Source organism: Vibrio gangliei, assembly GCF_026001925.1.
In the GTDB taxonomy this organism is placed as follows: domain Bacteria; phylum Pseudomonadota; class Gammaproteobacteria; order Enterobacterales; family Vibrionaceae; genus Vibrio; species Vibrio gangliei.
The window spans coordinates 85,653-105,196 of record NZ_AP021871.1 but is presented as its reverse complement, the minus strand read 5'-3'; the positions used below and the strand labels follow the sequence as shown (position 1 = coordinate 105,196).

The window sequence follows — 19,544 nt, the reverse complement described above, 5'->3', positions numbered from 1 at the left end:
AAGCTAGGCCGCACACTTTTTCCTTACACTTTCAAACTCAATTGGCGACATATCATTTAATGAAGTATGAAGCCGAACTGAGTTGTAGTATTTGATGTATTTCTCTACATCAGTTTTCATGCTTTCTCTGGTTAAATGGTAAACATTTAATAGCCATTCATTTTTCAAGCTGCCGAAAAACCTTTCAACCACAGCATTATCTAAACATGCTCCACAACCACTCATTGATGGCGTAATTCGATTGCTCCATAGCAATGATTGAAAACGCTTACTGGTGTATTGTGAGCCTCTGTCGCTATGGAAGATCAAGCCTGCTTTGGGTTGACGCAGGTTGATAGCCATTTGCATCGCTCTCATGGTTAAATCAACCGTCATGCGTTTACTCAACGCCCAGCCAATAATACGGCGAGAATGCAAATCCATCACAACAGCTAGGTACATCCAGCCTTGATGCGTTCTTAGATAGGTGATATCACCCGCCCACGCCTGATTTGCTCTGGCTGGATTGAATTGGCGCTTCAATAAGTTATCAGCAACCGCATGGCTATGTTTGCGCATAGTCGTCACTTTATAAGCCACTCGCTGTTTAACGACTAAACCGAGCTTTTTCATCAAGCTCTTAACCCGACAAATACCAATTTTAAAGCCTTCTTTGCGTAGCAACTTCATTAAGGTTCTGGCACCAGCACTACTGCGGCTATCATCAAATAACCTCTTCATGCGACGATAAAGCATTAACTCTTCAACACTAATAATCTTGGCTGGTCGCCTCAGCCATGCGTAATAGGCTGACCGACTCACTTCTAGAACCTCGCACAAAACGCTAATTGGAAAGCGCCATTGCTGCTCTTTAATATATTCGAACTTTATTTCATTTCTTTCGCAAAGAAGGCACTCGCCTTTTTTAAGATCTCACGCTCCATCTGTAAGCGTTTATTCTCTTTTCTGAGCTTAACCAGTTCAGCTCTCTCATCTTTGCTTAATGCTTCGCCTGAAGTTTGCTTGGCTAGTTTGTCTTTCCAGTTGTAAAGCAGCTTAGTTGTTATGCCTAATGATTTGGCTGCTTCAGTAACACTGTAACCTTGTTCAGTGACTAGCTTTACAGCTTCTTCTCTGAACTCATCAGTATATTTTCTAGGTTTTCTTCGTTGGGTCATTTTCACACCTTTGTTGTTGGACTAATTATCCTTCACAAAAGTGTGCGGTGCCATTAAATCAGATCAGTATCCCACTCTATTGTAAACAAGACATTTTTATCTTTTATATTCAATGGCTTATTTTCCTGCTAATTGGTAATACCATGAAAAATACCATGCTCAGAAAAGGCTTAACAATATTTTGAAAAATTGCCTACTGAGCGCTGCCGCACAGCTCCATAGGCCGCTTTCCTGGCTTTGCTTCCAGATGTATGCTATTCTGCTCCTGCAGCTAATGGATCACCGCAAACAGGTTACTCGCCTGGGGATTCCCTTTCGACCCGAGCATCCGTATGAGACTCATGCTCGATTATTATTATTATAGAAGCCCCCATGAATAAATCGCTCATCATTTTCGGCATCGTCAACATAACCTCGGACAGTTTCTCCGATGGAGGCCGGTATCTGGCGCCAGACGCAGCCATTGCGCAGGCGCGTAAGCTGATGGCCGAGGGGGCAGATGTGATCGACCTCGGTCCGGCATCCAGCAATCCCGACGCCGCGCCTGTTTCGTCCGACACAGAAATCGCGCGTATCGCGCCGGTGCTGGACGCGCTCAAGGCAGATGGCATTCCCGTCTCGCTCGACAGTTATCAACCCGCGACGCAAGCCTATGCCTTGTCGCGTGGTGTGGCCTATCTCAATGATATTCGCGGTTTTCCAGACGCTGCGTTCTATCCGCAATTGGCGAAATCATCTGCCAAACTCGTCGTTATGCATTCGGTGCAAGACGGGCAGGCAGATCGGCGCGAGGCACCCGCTGGCGACATCATGGATCACATTGCGGCGTTCTTTGACGCGCGCATCGCGGCGCTGACGGGTGCCGGTATCAAACGCAACCGCCTTGTCCTTGATCCCGGCATGGGGTTTTTTCTGGGGGCTGCTCCCGAAACCTCGCTCTCGGTGCTGGCGCGGTTCGATGAATTGCGGCTGCGCTTCGATTTGCCGGTGCTTCTGTCTGTTTCGCGCAAATCCTTTCTGCGCGCGCTCACAGGCCGTGGTCCGGGGGATGTCGGGGCCGCGACACTCGCTGCAGAGCTTGCCGCCGCCGCAGGTGGAGCTGACTTCATCCGCACACACGAGCCGCGCCCCTTGCGCGACGGGCTGGCGGTATTGGCGGCGCTGAAAGAAACCGCAAGAATTCGTTAACTGCACATTCGGGATATTTCTCTATATTCGCGGTTCAGCAGGCATGTCCCCTTTGAGGGCGACCCGACGACAGGATAATCGACCTTATGGTGCGCAAATATTTCGGCACAGACGGTATTCGTGGCAAAGCCAACGAAGGCGCGATGACGGCGGAAACCGCCTTGCGCGTCGGCATGGCGGCTGGCCGTGTCTTTCGTCGCGGTGACCACCGCCATCGTGTCGTGATCGGCAAGGATACGCGCCTGTCGGGCTATATGCTTGAACCCGCGCTCACAGCCGGTTTCACCTCGATGGGCATGGACGTATTCCTTTTTGGCCCGCTGCCGACAACGTATAGGAAGAATAAACGCCCTTTTCACCCAAGTCCAACAGCTTTGGACCGCAGTTGACTCTTTCGACACCCCTGCGATGCAACCCAATCCGGCTGACGGGGAGCCAGCAACGCTGAAAATTTACCCTCCTCTTTCCCACTAGCGGCTCCTTTTCCGACAACCAGCACGGCGGATCCCTGCCGCGGCGCTGTGAACGCAGCATTTTGATTGGTATCGTTGGCCTTCAGGCTCGTCAGTCAAACAGACCCAGGAGCAGCTCAGCCGGTGGCGCCCGGCTTTCGGGTAACGCCCTGGTCCCGCTGGTTTCGGCTTTGTGCTTCAGGTGATCAAGGATCTGCTTGATCACTATAGGGTCTTCAATGCAGGCGATGACTTTCATGGCGCCGCCGCAGCCGCTGCAGGTCTCGATGTCGATATTGAAAACACGCTTGAGCCGTTGCGCCCATGTCATCGACGCTCGCCGTTGTGCTGGTGTTGCCGGTTCATCAGCCACCCTGACCTTGTTGCCCCTGCCCCGTTTTGCCGGCGTGACCAACGCCCGGTGCCGACTGTTGGGTGCGAACACCCCGTGGAAGCGGGTTAGGTTGACTCTGGGCTTCGGTACCAGGGCGGCCAGCCTTGCAATGAAATCCAATGGTTCGAAAATGACGTGCGTGGTGCCGTCCCGGTACGGCGTCTTGAGCTGGTAGCGCACGTTGCCGCCTCGTGTTAACGACAGCCGCTTCTCGGATACCGCCGGGCGGCTGATGTACCGGCACAGCCGTTCGAGCTTCTTGCGTTCATCGGCCCTGGCCGCCACGCCGGCGTGCAGGCTGGACCCGGCTACCTTGCCAATCCCGTCACCGAACGGATCACCACTGGTCGGCAGAGTTTGCAAAGTGAACACCTTTCGCCCCGCCTGTGAACCGACAGCGATACGGTAAGTGATCGAGTGCCCCAGCAGGGGTGTCATCGGGTCGTCATCCACCGCATCCGAGGCCAGATAGCTGTTTTCGACATCCCGTTCCAGCAGGCCTTGCCGTTCCAGATAGCGACCCACCCGGTGGGCGATGGTGTGCGTCAGCTGGGTGAGCTCTGGGCTGGTCGGCGCCTTGACCCAGCGGAAACGCGCTGAGCCGTGGGATTGCTCGACATACACACCGTCGAGAAACAGCATGTGGAAGTGAACATTCAGATTGAGCGCCGATCCAAAACGCTGGATCAGGGTGACCGCGCCCGTCTTGGCCACTTGGTGGGTATGGCCCGCTTTCTTGACCAGGTGCGTGGCAATGACGCGGTAAACGATGCCCAGCACCCACCCCATGATCTCGGGCCGGCTGGCAAACAGGAAACGCAGCTGAAACGGGAAGCTCAACACCCACTGACGCATGGGTTGTTCAGGCAGTACTTCATCAACCAGCAAGGCGGCACTTTCGGCCATCCGCCGCGCCCCACAGCTCGGGCAGAAACCGCGACGCTTACAGCTGAAAGCGACCAGGTGCTCGGCGTGGCAAGACTCGCAGCGAACCCGTAGAAAGCCATGCTCCAGCCGCCCGCATTGGAGAAATTCTTCAAATTCCCGTTGCACATAGCCCGGCAATTCCTTTCCCTGCTCTGCCATAAGCGCAGCGAATGCCGGGTAATACTCGTCAACGATCTGATAGAGAAGGGTTTGCTCGGGTCGGTGGCTCTGGTAACGACCAGTATCCCGATCCCGGCTGGCCGTCCTGGCCGCCACATGAGGCATGTTCCGCGTCCTTGCAATACTGTGTTTACATACAGTCTATCGCTTAGCGGAAAGTTCTTTTACCCTCAGCCGAAATGCCTGCCGTTGCTAGACATTGCCAGCCAGTGCCCGTCACTCCGCGGTCTTCACTGCGTGATCGAGTTGATCGACACCCGCCGTGACACGCTCCATGAAGTGCCTGCCTGCGTCTGTTAGCCGAACGCCCCGCGCATGGCGCTCAAATAGCAGGACACCAAGGTTATCCTCCAGCGCTTTCACACGCGCGCTGACGCTCGACTGGCTGATACCAAGTGCCTTGGCCGCATGCCGAAAATTCAGATGCTCGGCGACGGCGATGAACTGAACAAGGGAAATGAGCGGTATCCTGCCAGACAGGATACCGACATTCACGAGGTTTCGATGGTTAGTGCGCCGCATCGGAGCGGGCCTGCTACCAGTCGTCGGTTAGACGACTGGCGACTTCTCGGTGGCAGCCCCACGGAGCCGAAGGAGCACCAGCCCCAACGAAACCAGTACCGCCATCGCCGTGGCGTAACAGATCACGGGCCACGCTGTGTCACCGTTTAAAAGTGCCACCGCCAATGTCCCGACAATGCTGACTATCAGGCTTTGAACGCAGAAGTAGAACGCGACCGCTGATCCCGCGATGTCGTCGAACTCTGCCAAAGCGCCGTTCGCGGTAACGGACACCGTGAAGACAATACCGACCGCGACAACCCACATCGGTAGGATGAAGGTGAGGAATGACGGCGAGCCGTAAAGTTCGCCGATCCCCAACAGGACCGCTCCGCAAACAAGCAACGCCATCCCACGCGCCACGCATCCTGCGATGCCCCATCTGGCGACAAAGGACTTCGCGAAACGGGTTGTCACGATCATTACAAGCGCGACAGTGGCGAAGGCAAAGCTGAATCCGATCTCGGAATATTCCGCTTGGCCTATGAGCACACGGGGAGCCGTCGAGAAGAAGACGAAGTAGGTGCCCATACCGGCGCTAAAGCCGACAGTGTAAACCCAAAAAGCCGGACTCGCGAAGATCGGCAAGACAGATCGGCGCGTCTTGACTTGATCCAGAGGGCGGGTTTCGTGCCACCTGAAACCCGCATTTAGGAGTGCGAGCATCGCCAGTATAGCCAAAGTAATGAATATCGCCTGCCATCCCAAGAACTCGCCGATCAATACTCCGGCGATAGGGCCGAGCGCAGGCACGAACGCCAGCATCGAACTGAAAAGGCCGTAGATGACGACACCCTCAGGACGGTTGGCATAAACGTCGCGAACCGTCGCGAACGTCGCCACCAGCATGGCCGACGCGCCCACTGCTTGAAGTAGACGGAAAGCGACAAAGGCCGGTGCAGTTGAAGACCAAGCTGCTCCCAGAGACGCAATGACGAAAGCCGTTGCGCCCGCAAGTAGAATTGGCCGTCGCCCGATTCTGTCTGAGAGCGGACCAAAAATCACCTGGCCCACGCCGAGCATCACCATATAGAGGCTCAACGTGAGTTGGATCATAGCGGGCGTCGTGTTCAGGATGCCGGGCATCGCTGGAACGACAGGGAGATAAATATCCATCGCCAGTGAAGCGAGGATGTCGAAAGGAGCCATCAGCAGCAGTGCTGCCGGCAGCGTATAGGCCCACGCGGGGCGTGTGGTGGTCATGACGAATCAACCCTCGATTAAGGAATACCGGGCGACGTCTGCTCGTCAGCAATCAGATGAGACTAGCCTTACAGAGCGCCGCAACAACAATACTGGTTGTTGCGGCTTACTTGTCTGCTGACTTGGAATTTCCCATCTGATTACTCCACGCTTACGAATATGAATTGCTACATTTTATCCGATTATCTTTTGCTTCGCAATGCGGCATGGGCGCACTCAGCGTTCCAGCCCCCTCTGCCGCCCTAACTGCCACGACACCGACCCGCCCTGCACGATGCCCATAACCTCGCGGCCGAGTTGGCGGTCGATGATCGGCCGCCACGGGACAAGGGTGAACTCATGGGATTTCTCGACCACGGCGAACTTGCCGCTCGATAGATGCACGGTTCCGGTAAACTTGCCGCTGACGCTCTCGCCGTCCGTGGCGGCGCGGAACGGCAGGCCCTTACTCAAAGCCATATCCGATCCGACGCCGGCTACCTCGCGCTCCCGCAGGATGGCGAGAAGGTTGCGCCGGTAGAAGACGCGGCTGTCCCGGCTGCGGGTGGCGTCGCCCTGTTCGATATGGTGCTCGCGGCGCTGGTCCATGGCTTCGCGGACTTGTTGCCCGAAGCCGGTTGGCGCAAGGTCGGCCGTCTCGCCGTGGATCAGCCGCCGGTCCAGCCAGGTCGCGCCGTCCGATCCGATCTGTTTGTTCAGATCGACCGGGGAAAGGACGCGAACGCTGGCCTGACTGTCTCGGCCGGCGTCATGGGCGGCGGCACGGCTGACCAGATCATCGGGGATGCGCCATTGGTCGGCGTCGATCCGCTCGACGATACCGGCCCGGCGTAGCGCCTCCAGCCGGCGCACATGGGCATCGACATAGCCCTCATAGTCGCCGCCTGGAACGCGGCACGTATAGGAAGAATAAACGCCCTTTTCACCCAAGTCCAACAGCTTTGGACCGCAGTTGACTCTTTCGACACCCCTGCGATGCAACCCAATCCGGCTGACGGGGAGCCAGCAACGCTGAAAATTTACCCTCCTCTTTCCCACTAGCGGCTCCTTTTCCGACAACCAGCACGGCGGATCCCTGCCGCGGCGCTGTGAACGCAGCATTTTGATTGGTATCGTTGGCCTTCAGGCTCGTCAGTCAAACAGACCCAGGAGCAGCTCAGCCGGTGGCGCCCGGCTTTCGGGTAACGCCCTGGTCCCGCTGGTTTCGGCTTTGTGCTTCAGGTGATCAAGGATCTGCTTGATCACTATAGGGTCTTCAATGCAGGCGATGACTTTCATGGCGCCGCCGCAGCCGCTGCAGGTCTCGATGTCGATATTGAAAACACGCTTGAGCCGTTGCGCCCATGTCATCGACGCTCGCCGTTGTGCTGGTGTTGCCGGTTCATCAGCCACCCTGACCTTGTTGCCCCTGCCCCGTTTTGCCGGCGTGACCAACGCCCGGTGCCGACTGTTGGGTGCGAACACCCCGTGGAAGCGGGTTAGGTTGACTCTGGGCTTCGGTACCAGGGCGGCCAGCCTTGCAATGAAATCCAATGGTTCGAAAATGACGTGCGTGGTGCCGTCCCGGTACGGCGTCTTGAGCTGGTAGCGCACGTTGCCGCCTCGTGTTAACGACAGCCGCTTCTCGGATACCGCCGGGCGGCTGATGTACCGGCACAGCCGTTCGAGCTTCTTGCGTTCATCGGCCCTGGCCGCCACGCCGGCGTGCAGGCTGGACCCGGCTACCTTGCCAATCCCGTCACCGAACGGATCACCACTGGTCGGCAGAGTTTGCAAAGTGAACACCTTTCGCCCCGCCTGTGAACCGACAGCGATACGGTAAGTGATCGAGTGCCCCAGCAGGGGTGTCATCGGGTCGTCATCCACCGCATCCGAGGCCAGATAGCTGTTTTCGACATCCCGTTCCAGCAGGCCTTGCCGTTCCAGATAGCGACCCACCCGGTGGGCGATGGTGTGCGTCAGCTGGGTGAGCTCTGGGCTGGTCGGCGCCTTGACCCAGCGGAAACGCGCTGAGCCGTGGGATTGCTCGACATACACACCGTCGAGAAACAGCATGTGGAAGTGAACATTCAGATTGAGCGCCGATCCAAAACGCTGGATCAGGGTGACCGCGCCCGTCTTGGCCACTTGGTGGGTATGGCCCGCTTTCTTGACCAGGTGCGTGGCAATGACGCGGTAAACGATGCCCAGCACCCACCCCATGATCTCGGGCCGGCTGGCAAACAGGAAACGCAGCTGAAACGGGAAGCTCAACACCCACTGACGCATGGGTTGTTCAGGCAGTACTTCATCAACCAGCAAGGCGGCACTTTCGGCCATCCGCCGCGCCCCACAGCTCGGGCAGAAACCGCGACGCTTACAGCTGAAAGCGACCAGGTGCTCGGCGTGGCAAGACTCGCAGCGAACCCGTAGAAAGCCATGCTCCAGCCGCCCGCATTGGAGAAATTCTTCAAATTCCCGTTGCACATAGCCCGGCAATTCCTTTCCCTGCTCTGCCATAAGCGCAGCGAATGCCGGGTAATACTCGTCAACGATCTGATAGAGAAGGGTTTGCTCGGGTCGGTGGCTCTGGTAACGACCAGTATCCCGATCCCGGCTGGCCGTCCTGGCCGCCACATGAGGCATGTTCCGCGTCCTTGCAATACTGTGTTTACATACAGTCTATCGCTTAGCGGAAAGTTCTTTTACCCTCAGCCGAAATGCCTGCCGTTGCTAGACATTGCCAGCCAGTGCCCGTCACTCCCACTCGATTGTAAACAAGCACACAAAACCCTTTAGTGACAACAATTTGCAAGAACTATCAGGCTCAGTGCCATGAAAAATACCATGACCAGATCATGAGGTTGAACACGGCTTGCGCCGGCAGCGTTCACGCTCCTGGTCGGCGATCTCGCCCGGCTGCAATGCTAGCTCAGCATCGGTCATGCGCTCCAGCACGTCGCGTAGGCGGATGGTGCAAGGAATGGGCGGCAGCTCGAACTCATAGCCGCCGGCGATCATTTCGGCCGCAATCTCCTCGGTGATGAAAAACGGCTCGTCGTCTTGGTTCGGCTTCTTCATGCCCTTTCCTCCTGGCGCTCATCCTGGCCGACAGCGGCCAGGGCATCGGCTTCCGTCAATGCGTCCTCCACGAACGCGCCGTGCTGCTTCGCTTCGGCCTGGCTGACCTCGGCCCATATCCGTTTCACCTGGGCCGCACTGTACCCGGCCAGCTCGGCGGTCTTGTTGATGCTGTAGCCGGACTTGCGCAGCGCGACAACTTGGGCGCGGCGCTTCGGATCAGCACGGCGGCCCTTGTACCGCCCGGCCTGGCGGGCCAACTCAATGCCTTGGCGCTGGCGTTCGCGCCTGTCCTCGTAGTCGTCGCGGGCCATCTGCAAGGCCAGGCGAAAAAGCATGATCTGCACGGCTTCCAGCACGATCTTGGCGACGCCCTGGGCCTCGGCCGCCAGGTCGGATAGATCGACCACGCCAGGGACGGCCAGGCTTGCGCCTTTGGCCTGTATCGAGGCCACCAGGCGCTCGGCCTCGGGCAAAGGTAGGCGGCTGATGCGGTCGATCTTCTCGGCAATGACCACCTCGCCGGGCTGTAGGTCGCCGATCATGCGCAGCAGCTCAGGCCGGTCGGCGCGTGCGCCGGATGCCTTCTCACGGTAGATGCCGGCGACGTAGTAGCCGGCGGCCTTCGCGGCCGTAGTGATCGCCTCTTGGCGTTCCAAGTCCTGCGCGTCGGTGCTGACGCGCAGATAGACCCGCGCCACCATCGGCGCGGCTACTGGCTTCGTCCTGCGCATACTTGCGGGCTCCTTTGGGCATACGCAAAGTGTCCGGTCATGCTACCCCCGGCCAAAAAGGCCGTCATGCGATTTATCTTGGCCGGGTCGTTATTGGCGGGTCTAAATGGCCGCTCCGTGGATCTCATCGCCAGAAATGGCGATGCGAGATCCAGGGCAGGGCGGCCGCCATCGTCAGACCTGGCGATGGTCGACGCCGGCGCGCATCGTCGGATGTGGCGATGCGAGCTCGAGGTCGGTGGCCACCGCCGGCGACCTGGTGCCATCGTCGGCAATGGCGATGCTGCAGCTCGACGTGCGCGGCCTGGTCGTCTCGGCATCGTCGGATGCGGCGATGCTCGAGCGAGGCGAAAAAAAACCGCCTCGGGGTGTCCGAGGCGGCAAGTCTGCATGCGGTTCAGGGAGGAAGAAACCGCGCCGGCGATCAGGGAGGAAAACCGCGCGGCCTGATGTGCAGCTCGGCCACTTTAGCCGGATTTTTCGACTTATCCGATGCGAGCGGCCCGCCGTGGGCGCTGCTCGATCTGCTGTTGCTTTTTCTCGACGTGCTTCTGCTCCTGGTGCTGCTGCTCGTCGCGCGGCACTGTTGCAAAGTTAGCGATGAGGCAGCCTTTTGTCTTATTCAAAGGCCTTACATTTCAAAAACTCTGCTTACCAGGCGCATTTCGCCCAGGGGATCACCATAATAAAATGCTGAGGCCTGGCCTTTGCGTAGTGCACGCATCACCTCAATACCTTTGATGGTGGCGTAAGCCGTCTTCATGGATTTAAATCCCAGCGTGGCGCCGATTATCCGTTTCAGTTTGCCATGATCGCATTCAATCACGTTGTTCCGGTACTTAATCTGTCGGTGTTCAACGTCAGACGGGCACCGGCCTTCGCGTTTGAGCAGAGCAAGCGCGCGACCATAGGCGGGCGCTTTATCCGTGTTGATGAATCGCGGGATCTGCCACTTCTTCACGTTGTTGAGGATTTTACCCAGAAACCGGTATGCAGCTTTGCTGTTACGACGGGAGGAGAGATAAAAATCGACAGTGCGGCCCCGGCTGTCGACGGCCCGGTACAGATACGCCCAGCGGCCATTGACCTTCACGTAGGTTTCATCCATGTGCCACGGGCAAAGATCGGAAGGGTTACGCCAGTACCAGCGCAGCCGTTTTTCCATTTCAGGCGCATAACGCTGAACCCAGCGGTAAATCGTGGAGTGATCGACATTCACTCCGCGTTCAGCCAGCATCTCCTGCAGCTCACGGTAACTGATGCCGTATTTGCAGTACCAGCGTACGGCCCACAGAATGATGTCACGCTGAAAATGCCGGCCTTTGAATGGGTTCATGTGCAGCTCCATCAGCAAAAGGGGATGATAAGTTTATCACCACCGACTATTTGCAACAGTGCCGTAAGCTGCACCTCAAACCCCCGGATCAGGCTCTCCAGGCCATGCAGAAAGGCCTGCTCACCATCATCACTGTCCATAATCTGCAGCGCTTCCCGCAATAGCGGCGGCAGGTTTTCGTCCGGTGCTGCAGGGCGGTCGGTCAGGGCGGCAGTATGCTCCTGCTGCTCCAGTACGGCACCAAGGGTAAAATGACTGACCGCTGAAATCGCATATAACCCGTCGCGCAGTGAAAAGCCGTTTTCTGTCATAAAGCGTAACTGGGTTTCCACCGTATCATACTGTTTTTCATCAGGGCGGGTGCCGAGGTGCACTTTTGCCCCGTCACGGTAACGCAGCAGCGCCCGGCGGAAACTCATTGCATTATTGCGCAGAAATGACTGCCAGGATTCCCCCGCCGCAGGCAGTGAATAATCATGATGACGCGCCAGGATCTCCACCGCCAGCGCATCCAGTAACGCCCGTTTATTTTTCACATGCCAGTAAAGTGTCGGCTGTTCTATTCCCAGCTTCTGCGCCAGCTTGCGGGTCGTCAGCCCGTCAATCCCTGTCTCATTCAGCAGTTCCAGTGCCGCATCAATAACCGATTCTCTGTTCAGCCGTGCCATGACCGTCTCCTCCGATTTTCAGATTGACACTCTATCATTGATAGGGATATATTCCAACTCTATCAATGATAGGGAATTAACACAGGATCTGAAAAATGAATAAACCCGCTGTCATCGCGCTGGTGATTACACTGCTGGACGCGATGGGAATTGGTCTGATCATGCCGGTATTACCGTCACTGCTGCGGGAATATCTCCCGGAAGCGGATGTGGCAAACCATTACGGCATTCTGCTGGCGCTGTATGCGGTGATGCAGGTCTGTTTTGCTCCGCTGCTGGGCAGATGGTCAGATAAGCTGGGGCGCAGACCGGTGCTGCTGTTATCCCTGGCGGGTGCCGCGTTTGATTACACACTGCTGGCACTGTCCAATGTGCTGTGGATGTTGTATCTCGGGCGGATTATCTCCGGGATCACTGGTGCCACCGGCGCGGTTGCGGCTTCGGTAGTGGCGGACAGCACGGCGGTCAGCGAGCGTACCGCCTGGTTCGGCCGTCTCGGTGCGGCCTTTGGTGCCGGGCTGATTGCCGGGCCGGCTATCGGCGGACTGGCGGGGGATATCTCACCGCATCTGCCGTTTGTCATTGCGGCAATACTGAATGCCTGCACCTTTCTGATGGTCTTTTTTATCTTTAAACCGGCGGTACAGACAGAAGAAAAACCGGCGGAGCAGAAACAAGAAAGCGCAGGTATCAGCTTTATCACACTGCTTAAACCTCTGGCGCTGTTGCTGTTTGTCTTTTTTACCGCGCAGCTTATCGGGCAGATCCCGGCCACTGTCTGGGTATTGTTTACGGAGAGCCGCTTTGCCTGGGACAGCGCGGCGGTCGGTTTTTCACTGGCGGGACTCGGGGCGATGCATGCACTGTTTCAGGCGGTGGTTGCCGGGGCGCTGGCAAAACGGCTGAGTGAGAAAACCATTATTTTCGCCGGATTTATTGCCGATGCCACCGCGTTTTTACTGATGTCTGCTATCACTTCCGGATGGATGGTGTATCCGGTCCTGATCCTGCTGGCAGGCGGCGGAATTGCACTGCCTGCATTGCAGGGCATTATCTCTGCCGGGGCATCGGCGGCAAATCAGGGAAAACTACAGGGTGTGCTGGTCAGCCTGACCAATCTGACCGGCGTGGCGGGCCCGCTGCTGTTTGCTTTTATTTTCAGTCAGACACAGCAGAGTGCGGACGGTACGGTGTGGCTGATTGGCACGGCACTGTACGGTCTGCTGCTGGCAATCTGTCTGCTGATCAGAAAACCGGCACCGGTGGCGGCCACCTGCTGACCGGCGCTATACAGGCAGCGCTGTTGTGCGGTATGGTGGACGGCATTCGTGCTTATCGCCTGCCATGATAAGCCTCAGACACAGAGGAACCGTTATGAAATCACGCGCAGCAGTCGCCTTCGGGCCGGGTTTACCCCTTGAAATTGTTGAAATTGATGTGGCACCGCCGAAGAAAGGTGAAGTGCTGGTGAAAATCAGTCACACCGGGGTATGCCATACCGATGCCTACACGCTTTCCGGTGATGATCCGGAAGGTCTGTTCCCGGTGGTGCTCGGCCATGAAGGTGCCGGGGTGGTGGTTGAGGTCGGTGAGGGCGTGACCAGTGTGAAACCGGGCGACCATGTGATCCCGCTGTACACCGCCGAGTGCGGCGAGTGTGATTTCTGTACCTCCGGTAAAACCAACCTCTGTGTTGCCGTCCGCGAAACCCAGGGCAAAGGCGTGATGCCGGACGGCACCAGCCGTTTTTCGTATAACGGTCAGCCGCTCTATCACTATATGGGCTGCTCGACATTCAGCGAATATACCGTTGTGGCGGAAGTATCACTGGCGAAAATCAATCCGCAGGCCAATGCGGAGCAGGTTTGCCTGCTCGGCTGCGGCGTGACCACCGGGATCGGCGCGGTACACAATACCGCGAAGGTACAGGAAGGGGATTCTGTGGCGGTATTCGGCCTCGGCGGTATCGGGCTGGCCGTGGTGCAGGGCGCACGTCAGGCAAAAGCGGGGCGCATCTTTGCCATCGATACCAATCCATCCAAGTTTGAGCTGGCAAAACAGTTCGGCGCCACAGACTGCATTAATCCCAATGATTATGACAAACCTGTTCAGCAGGTGCTGGTCGAAATGACCAAATGGGGTGTGGATCATACCTTTGAATGTATCGGCAATGTCAATGTGATGCGGTCGGCGCTGGAAAGTGCGCACCGTGGCTGGGGGCAGTCGGTAATTATCGGGGTGGCGGGTGCCGGAAAAGAGATTTCAACCCGTCCGTTCCAGCTGGTGACCGGCCGGGTCTGGAAAGGCACGGCGTTCGGCGGCGTGAAAGGGCGTACCCAGTTGCCGGGAATGGTGGAAGATGCCATGAGCGGCAAAATCGAGCTGGCGCCGTTTGTCACGCACACCATGGAACTGGATAAAATCAATGAAGCTTTTGATTTGATGCACGACGGCAAATCCATCCGCACAGTCATTCATTACTGATAACGTATTCAGGGAGATACTATGGAACGGATTGAACATCACGTCTGTTTCGGCGGCAGCCAGGAAGTCTGGCGTCACCACTCTGCGGTGACCGGCACGCCGATGACTTTTTCCGTGTTTCTGCCGCCGCAGGCAAAAACAGAGAAATGTCCTGTGCTGTACTGGCTTTCCGGGCTGACCTGCAACGAGCAGAATTTTATCACCAAAGCCGGGGCACAGCGTTACGCAGCGGAACACGGCCTGGTGATTGTCGCGCCGGATACCAGTCCGCGCGGCAGTCAGGTGGCGGATGATAAAGAGTACGATCTCGGCCAGGGTGCCGGGTTTTATGTCAATGCCACACAGGAGCCGTGGAAAGCGCATTATCAGATGTATGATTATATTCTGAATGAGCTGCACACCCTGGTAAGCGGGCATTTCGGCACATCGGAAAAACGGGCACTGTTGCAAAGTTAGCGATGAGGCAGCCTTTTGTCTTATTCAAAGGCCTTACATTTCAAAAACTCTGCTTACCAGGCGCATTTCGCCCAGGGGATCACCATAATAAAATGCTGAGGCCTGGCCTTTGCGTAGTGCACGCATCACCTCAATACCTTTGATGGTGGCGTAAGCCGTCTTCATGGATTTAAATCCCAGCGTGGCGCCGATTATCCGTTTCAGTTTGCCATGATCGCATTCAATCACGTTGTTCCGGTACTTAATCTGTCGGTGTTCAACGTCAGACGGGCACCGGCCTTCGCGTTTGAGCAGAGCAAGCGCGCGACCATAGGCGGGCGCTTTATCCGTGTTGATGAATCGCGGGATCTGCCACTTCTTCACGTTGTTGAGGATTTTACCCAGAAACCGGTATGCAGCTTTGCTGTTACGACGGGAGGAGAGATAAAAATCGACAGTGCGGCCCCGGCTGTCGACGGCCCGGTACAGATACGCCCAGCGGCCATTGACCTTCACGTAGGTTTCATCCATGTGCCACGGGCAAAGATCGGAAGGGTTACGCCAGTACCAGCGCAGCCGTTTTTCCATTTCAGGCGCATAACGCTGAACCCAGCGGTAAATCGTGGAGTGATCGACATTCACTCCGCGTTCAGCCAGCATCTCCTGCAGCTCACGGTAACTGATGCCGTATTTGCAGTACCAGCGTACGGCCCACAGAATGATGTCACGCTGAAAATGCCGGCCTTTGAATGGGTTCATGTGCAGCTCCATCAGCAAAAGGGGGTTCTAGGGATTTTCCCCTCTAAAAAGACATAATCCTCTGTAGACCACACCAATAAATGGCTGCGGAGGTGGTTTACTTTCAGCTTGGAGCCTAATCATCCACTATCGGCCTTGTTATTTCGCCAATATTGGGCAATTTCCCAGTATTAGTGAAGTTATACGTTCCGCTTAAGTTGATATTTTGCCACGCAACGGGCGAAACAGCACGAGTGATACCCGCTTTCTCTTCATCTCCTCTCGCTTCAAAGTGTCCCAGAAGATGACTCAGTATCGCGGAGTTGAAGTAGATGATCGCGTTGGCAAGCAATCTTGCGCATTCATTCCAGATAGCGATTTCAGACTCGTTTTTGCCACGGAACTGATCACCATTCACCGACGCAATGGCTCGTCTAAGGAAGTGCCATGCTTCTCCCCGGTTCAGGGCACGTTGCACATACTGCCGCAAACTGGCATCGTCGATGTAGTCAAGTAAATATTGCGCTTTAACCAGTCGATTATACTCCGTCAGAGCCTGTAATATTGGGTGTCCAGAAGGGTAACCAGACAACTTTCTTACCAGCATTGCTTGTGTCGTCCGCTTTGTCTGAAGTGACAGAACAATACGCCTGATATCTTGCCATCCCGTTGTAATAACATTCGTTCTGATAGGCTTCTTTAGCGCCAGTATGGTGCTGCCTTGTTCACTTTCAGTCACATCAAACAGATCATTGATGACACTACTGAACTGCGCGTATCGCGGTGCAAAACTGTAACCGCATAGATCCAGTAAGGCGAAGTTAACATGATTGACACCGTGTGTATCTGTCGAGAGTACGTCAGGTTTGATTTCACTGCTGTTGGATTGTAACAGGTCATAAATATAGTGTGATTCGTGCTCGTTGGAACCGATGATCCGAGCATTGAGGGCGCTGTGGTTGGCCACCAGTGTCATGGCCGTGATCCCTTTGTTGGTGCCGAAATACTTAGAGGAGTACCGGGTTTTAAAGGTTTCCAGATGGGTTTCGAATTTCTGACCATCCGCACTGGCATGCAGCTGGTCCTCCTGAATATGGTAGTGGCGGAAGATGGGTAGCGCTGCAACCGCATTATTGATCACGTCGCTGGCGTCATGCAGCGTTTCAGGCCGGATATAGTTGGCCTGCACCGTACTCAGGTGTTCATAGCTTCGATCGGAGATCTGCGCCATGCCATACACACCACGGTGAGTGGCGTTGGCAATCAGAATGGCCAGTAAATCATCCTGATGAGTGAACCCTTGTTTTTGTATCGGAAGTACATGAGTCAGACATTTCATGAACCCGGTTTCGCGCTCTACATACCGCAGTACATCCGCGATACCGACCGGTTGCATTCGCTTAAAAAAGGGATTGTTGACCAGAGATGTAGCGCTTTTGGTCGGCAGACGCCAGCGGGTACCGGTACGATTTTTCATGATCACATTTCGATTGTCTCCCTCATCAATATGGAGAGCAACGTCTTTGAGTGCACTTTCCAGCCGGTGTTGTTTCTCCTGTAACAATAACTCTGCGGGCTGTTTTAGTCTGTCCAGTGTTGATGAGGCCAGCAAGGTATCCTGCGATGTCTGGGGGATCAGGTCGTCTTCCAGTGCGCGGTATTTGGTAACATTTGGCAAATAAATGCGTCCATTCAGTCGTGAGGTTAACTGCCGGTAGAGCAGCCATTCGTAACGTTGCGGGTTAACGTTATCCTGTTTAACCAACCATGGGAGGTGCTTTTTCGGGATGAGCGACGTATCCATCGTCTTCAGTGGTCCACCGAATGCGATTTCCGTCTGCATCTGTTGAAGTTGGGCGACGACGGCTTCTGAGCCTTTACCGGCCTCACATTCAAGGCACAAGAACACCTGCCTTAACAGTTGCTCCAGGAGATTGCATTGTTCATCGTAATGTTGCCACTGGTACTCTTCCACGGTCCGTTTCTGTTTTTTCAGGTAAAGGCAGAGGGTCTGGATATCCCTGTCATTCATGACCTTCAATGCCTGTTGTCTGACTACTGAGAAGGGTTGATTATCATCAATGTTCTCATCCACAAACAGATGCAGTAACTCTGCCGCTTTCGTGACATTGTCCGCGGCTGACTGCCAGGACAGGAACACTGCTTGTTGTGCAAAGGTGTTGGCAGCTTCTTGTTGCTTGCGGATATGGTAAATGAACCCATCAGTTAACCGTTCCAGTGCCAGTTGTATCCGCTCTGTCAGGTGACATAGCAACCATAGATGCTGCTGTGCGCGTTTGAATCGTTTGAGTTTACTACCGTAATAGTTGATGAGCTCACCGAAGTGTTGTCGATTTTTAAGAGACAGATTAAGCCCATCGATAACGCCATTGATTTGCGTGCGCCATGGCGCTAACTGATGATAAAGGGCAAGCTCTTTTTTAAGTTCAGGTACGGTCAGACTTTTTGCACCGCCTCTGAGCTGGTTCAGGCTTAGTCCGTCATCAATGGCTGTTATGCTGTCCAGAAAGACGTGAAGTTCAGGACTGGTGAGTTGATTAAGTTGGTGCGCCAGGTCTTTTCTGACCTGCTGCATCGCTCTGCTTATCAGTCTCTGGAGTACGGTGTACCTAGGGATAGCAATGCTGTGACTGGTTAGGAATTCAATAGCAGTATCAAAGAGGTAACGCGGCTCCAGCCAGGCATTGCCCACCTGAACAAGGTGGTCGAAAAGAGAATTGAAGTGCTGACTTTCGTCCCATTTGTGATAACCAGCAAGGTCTAATACTTTTGCGTAGAGTCGATCTTTTTGTTTTTGTGAGGGAGTGAATGGTCTGAGCCCCTTGCCGCCAAGCAGCTCTTTACTGATGAACATTAAATCCTTAGAAACCTGCGAGTAAGCGATATCTAGGATGACGGGCTTTGATTTGAAGTATCCCAAAATCGCGACAAAGTAACATCTATGAGCTCTGAGACGAATTGACCGAAAAACTGCCAATTCCGCATCGTTCAGAGAAAAGTACAGACGTTGTTCTTCGATTGAAAAAATGGGTGGGGAATAAAGATCTGCCTGTTCTGCTCTCGTGAGAATAGTAATTTCGTTTTTGATGGCCATATCAGGGCTGTTCCGTATTAAATGTACGATATTTACCTAATTTGCCACACTTATAAGTAGTAACCCACCTCCGCAGCCATTTATTGGTGTGGTCTACAGAGGATTAAGTCTTTTTAGAGGGGAAAATCCCTAGAACCCCATTGTGATACTTGGTAATCATTCCCCCCACGAAATTTATTGCCATTAACTGAAGTAATAGCACGTTTTAACTGATGGTATGCTTCACCTCTGTTCAAGGCTTGCTGGACGTAATGACGCAACGTTGAATTATCAACATACTCCAAAACATAAATAGATTTAATTAAACGGTCGTACTCATGCAATGCTGACAATCTTCGGCTCTTGCCGTTACTCAACTTTCTAATGATTGTGCTTTGAGTGGTGGTTTTACGACTCAATGAACAAACAATATGCTGAATATTGTCCCATTCTTCAGCAATTAGCTTATGATTAATATCTTTCTTTAATTGAATACGGCCTCCGTTCTCTTCAGTCACTTCAAATAGCTCAAAAAACACCTTTTTCATTTTCGCGTATCGAGGGGCGAATGTGTAACCAAAGAAATCTAATATAGCGAAGTTAACATTATTGGTACCATGCGTATCGGTCGATAAGGTATTAGGCTGTATATCTGAAGAGTTGTTATAGAGTAAGTCAAAAGCAAAGTGACCTTCATATTCGTTAGCGCCAATGACTTGCGTACTCACCGGAACATGACGTGGTCAACCAAAATTGACCAACCCAGTTAAGCTACTTTTTTCAATTTCTTCATGTCCGCCTCATATTGATTTGAAATTTCCATACTTTATCTAATTCATGTTTTTCTAAATTAGCTAAAATGCAACTCAGAAATGTCCAGAAGTGAGTTGTGTGGTGTCGAGTGGAGATTGTACGATTAAGCCCCTAAGTAAT

The 19,544-nt window shown here is 54.6% G+C and carries 16 protein-coding genes and 3 pseudogenes; 5 read left to right on the top strand and 14 right to left on the bottom strand.

Annotated elements, in window-relative coordinates; genetic code table 11:
* Nucleotides 1–3: 3 nt before the first annotated feature.
* A protein-coding gene (locus Vgang_RS16985) for an IS3 family transposase (RefSeq protein ID WP_102140835.1) occupies nt 4–1,157 on the bottom strand; the annotation gives its coding sequence in 2 pieces (ribosomal slippage) (nt 4–911 and nt 911–1,157; 1,155 coding nt in all).
* Between the two features lie 372 nt (nt 1,158–1,529).
* On the opposite strand from Vgang_RS16985, the gene sul2 reads away from it, so the two are divergent.
* Both sul2 and glmM read left to right on the top strand, forming a co-directional pair.
* Nucleotides 1,530–2,345, top strand: a complete 816-nt coding sequence (gene sul2, locus Vgang_RS16980) for a sulfonamide-resistant dihydropteroate synthase Sul2 (protein ID WP_001043260.1) — start codon at nt 1,530–1,532, stop codon at nt 2,343–2,345.
* Between the two features lie 86 nt (nt 2,346–2,431).
* Nucleotides 2,432–2,674, top strand: a pseudogene (gene glmM, locus Vgang_RS16975) (phosphoglucosamine mutase); the annotation flags it as partial.
* Between the two features lie 235 nt (nt 2,675–2,909).
* Here glmM and Vgang_RS16970 read toward each other — a convergent pair.
* The 10 genes from Vgang_RS16970 to tetR(D) all read right to left on the bottom strand — a co-directional run bounded on the left by Vgang_RS16970 (nt 2,910) and on the right by tetR(D) (nt 11,860).
* Nucleotides 2,910–4,403 (bottom strand): IS91-like element ISCR2 family transposase, encoded by a 1,494-nt coding sequence (locus Vgang_RS16970; RefSeq protein WP_001120888.1) that lies wholly within the window; start codon nt 4,401–4,403, stop codon nt 2,910–2,912.
* Nucleotides 4,404–4,514: 111 nt separating this feature from the next.
* A complete protein-coding gene (locus tag Vgang_RS16965; RefSeq protein ID WP_001255015.1) occupies nt 4,515–4,820 on the bottom strand; it encodes a LysR family transcriptional regulator in 306 nt (101 codons plus the stop codon).
* Nucleotides 4,821–4,847: 27 nt separating this feature from the next.
* On the bottom strand, nt 4,848–6,062 hold the full coding sequence (floR, locus tag Vgang_RS16960; RefSeq protein ID WP_000214122.1) for a chloramphenicol/florfenicol efflux MFS transporter FloR: 1,215 nt from the start codon (nt 6,060–6,062) through the stop codon (nt 4,848–4,850).
* Nucleotides 6,063–6,278: 216 nt separating this feature from the next.
* Nucleotides 6,279–7,163, bottom strand: a complete 885-nt coding sequence (locus Vgang_RS16955) for a DUF3363 domain-containing protein (RefSeq protein ID WP_001447541.1) — start codon at nt 7,161–7,163, stop codon at nt 6,279–6,281.
* A 30-nt stretch (nt 7,164–7,193) separates the two neighbouring features.
* Nucleotides 7,194–8,687, bottom strand: coding sequence for an IS91-like element ISCR2 family transposase (locus Vgang_RS16950; protein ID WP_001120888.1), 1,494 nt, complete (start codon nt 8,685–8,687; stop codon nt 7,194–7,196).
* A gap of 210 nt (nt 8,688–8,897) precedes the next feature.
* Complete coding sequence (locus tag Vgang_RS16945; RefSeq protein ID WP_000743213.1) at nt 8,898–9,122, bottom strand: hypothetical protein; 225 nt, start codon at nt 9,120–9,122, stop codon at nt 8,898–8,900.
* A complete protein-coding gene (locus Vgang_RS16940) occupies nt 9,119–9,856 on the bottom strand; it encodes a recombinase family protein (protein WP_001446887.1) in 738 nt (245 codons plus the stop codon). Before Vgang_RS16940 ends, Vgang_RS16945 begins: the two co-directional genes overlap by 4 nt.
* A 485-nt stretch (nt 9,857–10,341) precedes the next feature.
* Nucleotides 10,342–10,482 (bottom strand): hypothetical protein, encoded by a 141-nt coding sequence (locus Vgang_RS16935; protein ID WP_001044210.1) that lies wholly within the window; start codon nt 10,480–10,482, stop codon nt 10,342–10,344.
* Nucleotides 10,483–10,487: 5 nt separating this feature from the next.
* Nucleotides 10,488–11,192 (bottom strand): IS6-like element IS26 family transposase, encoded by a 705-nt coding sequence (locus Vgang_RS16930; RefSeq protein ID WP_001067855.1) that lies wholly within the window; start codon nt 11,190–11,192, stop codon nt 10,488–10,490.
* A gap of 11 nt (nt 11,193–11,203) precedes the next feature.
* Nucleotides 11,204–11,860: a tetracycline resistance transcriptional repressor TetR(D) gene (gene tetR(D), locus Vgang_RS16925; protein ID WP_000113282.1), complete on the bottom strand. Its 657-nt coding sequence runs from the start codon at nt 11,858–11,860 to the stop codon at nt 11,204–11,206.
* 95 nt (nt 11,861–11,955) lie between these two features.
* Here tetR(D) and tet(D) point away from each other — a divergent pair, with 95 nt between their 5' ends.
* From tet(D) to Vgang_RS16910, 3 genes and pseudogenes are all read left to right on the top strand, one after another.
* Entirely contained in the window at nt 11,956–13,140 is a 1,185-nt protein-coding gene (gene tet(D), locus Vgang_RS16920; protein WP_001039466.1) for a tetracycline efflux MFS transporter Tet(D), read from the top strand.
* A gap of 94 nt (nt 13,141–13,234) precedes the next feature.
* Nucleotides 13,235–14,344 carry an S-(hydroxymethyl)glutathione dehydrogenase/class III alcohol dehydrogenase gene (locus Vgang_RS16915; RefSeq protein WP_000842134.1) on the top strand — a complete coding sequence of 370 codons (1,110 nt, stop codon included), beginning with the start codon at nt 13,235–13,237 and terminating at the stop codon, nt 14,342–14,344.
* Between the two features lie 21 nt (nt 14,345–14,365).
* Nucleotides 14,366–14,788, top strand: a pseudogene (locus Vgang_RS16910) (alpha/beta hydrolase-fold protein); the annotation flags it as partial.
* 45 nt (nt 14,789–14,833) lie between these two features.
* Here the strand turns inward: Vgang_RS16910 and Vgang_RS16905 are convergent.
* The 3 genes and pseudogenes from Vgang_RS16905 to Vgang_RS16895 form a co-directional block, all read right to left on the bottom strand.
* Nucleotides 14,834–15,538, bottom strand: a complete 705-nt coding sequence (locus Vgang_RS16905) for an IS6-like element IS26 family transposase (RefSeq protein WP_001067855.1) — start codon at nt 15,536–15,538, stop codon at nt 14,834–14,836.
* 115 nt (nt 15,539–15,653) lie between these two features.
* Complete coding sequence (locus Vgang_RS16900) at nt 15,654–18,632, bottom strand: Tn3 family transposase (RefSeq protein ID WP_000985631.1); 2,979 nt, start codon at nt 18,630–18,632, stop codon at nt 15,654–15,656.
* A gap of 137 nt (nt 18,633–18,769) precedes the next feature.
* Nucleotides 18,770–19,348, bottom strand: a pseudogene (locus Vgang_RS16895) (Tn3 family transposase); the annotation flags it as partial.
* Nucleotides 19,349–19,544: the final 196 nt, after the last annotated feature.

Coding starts and splice junctions, on each gene's coding strand:
- sul2 (WP_001043260.1), top strand. CDS start 1,530: ATGAATAAATCGCTCATCATTTTCGGCATCGTCAACATAACCTCGGAC.
- Vgang_RS16970 (WP_001120888.1), bottom strand. CDS start 4,403: ATGCCTCATGTGGCGGCCAGGACGGCCAGCCGGGATCGGGATACTGGT.
- Vgang_RS16965 (WP_001255015.1), bottom strand. CDS start 4,820: ATGCGGCGCACTAACCATCGAAACCTCGTGAATGTCGGTATCCTGTCT.
- floR (WP_000214122.1), bottom strand. CDS start 6,062: ATGACCACCACACGCCCCGCGTGGGCCTATACGCTGCCGGCAGCACTG.
- Vgang_RS16955 (WP_001447541.1), bottom strand. CDS start 7,163: ATGCTGCGTTCACAGCGCCGCGGCAGGGATCCGCCGTGCTGGTTGTCG.
- Vgang_RS16950 (WP_001120888.1), bottom strand. CDS start 8,687: ATGCCTCATGTGGCGGCCAGGACGGCCAGCCGGGATCGGGATACTGGT.
- Vgang_RS16945 (WP_000743213.1), bottom strand. CDS start 9,122: ATGAAGAAGCCGAACCAAGACGACGAGCCGTTTTTCATCACCGAGGAG.
- Vgang_RS16940 (WP_001446887.1), bottom strand. CDS start 9,856: ATGCGCAGGACGAAGCCAGTAGCCGCGCCGATGGTGGCGCGGGTCTAT.
- Vgang_RS16930 (WP_001067855.1), bottom strand. CDS start 11,192: ATGAACCCATTCAAAGGCCGGCATTTTCAGCGTGACATCATTCTGTGG.
- Vgang_RS16915 (WP_000842134.1), top strand. CDS start 13,235: ATGAAATCACGCGCAGCAGTCGCCTTCGGGCCGGGTTTACCCCTTGAA.
- Vgang_RS16905 (WP_001067855.1), bottom strand. CDS start 15,538: ATGAACCCATTCAAAGGCCGGCATTTTCAGCGTGACATCATTCTGTGG.
- Vgang_RS16900 (WP_000985631.1), bottom strand. CDS start 18,632: ATGGCCATCAAAAACGAAATTACTATTCTCACGAGAGCAGAACAGGCA.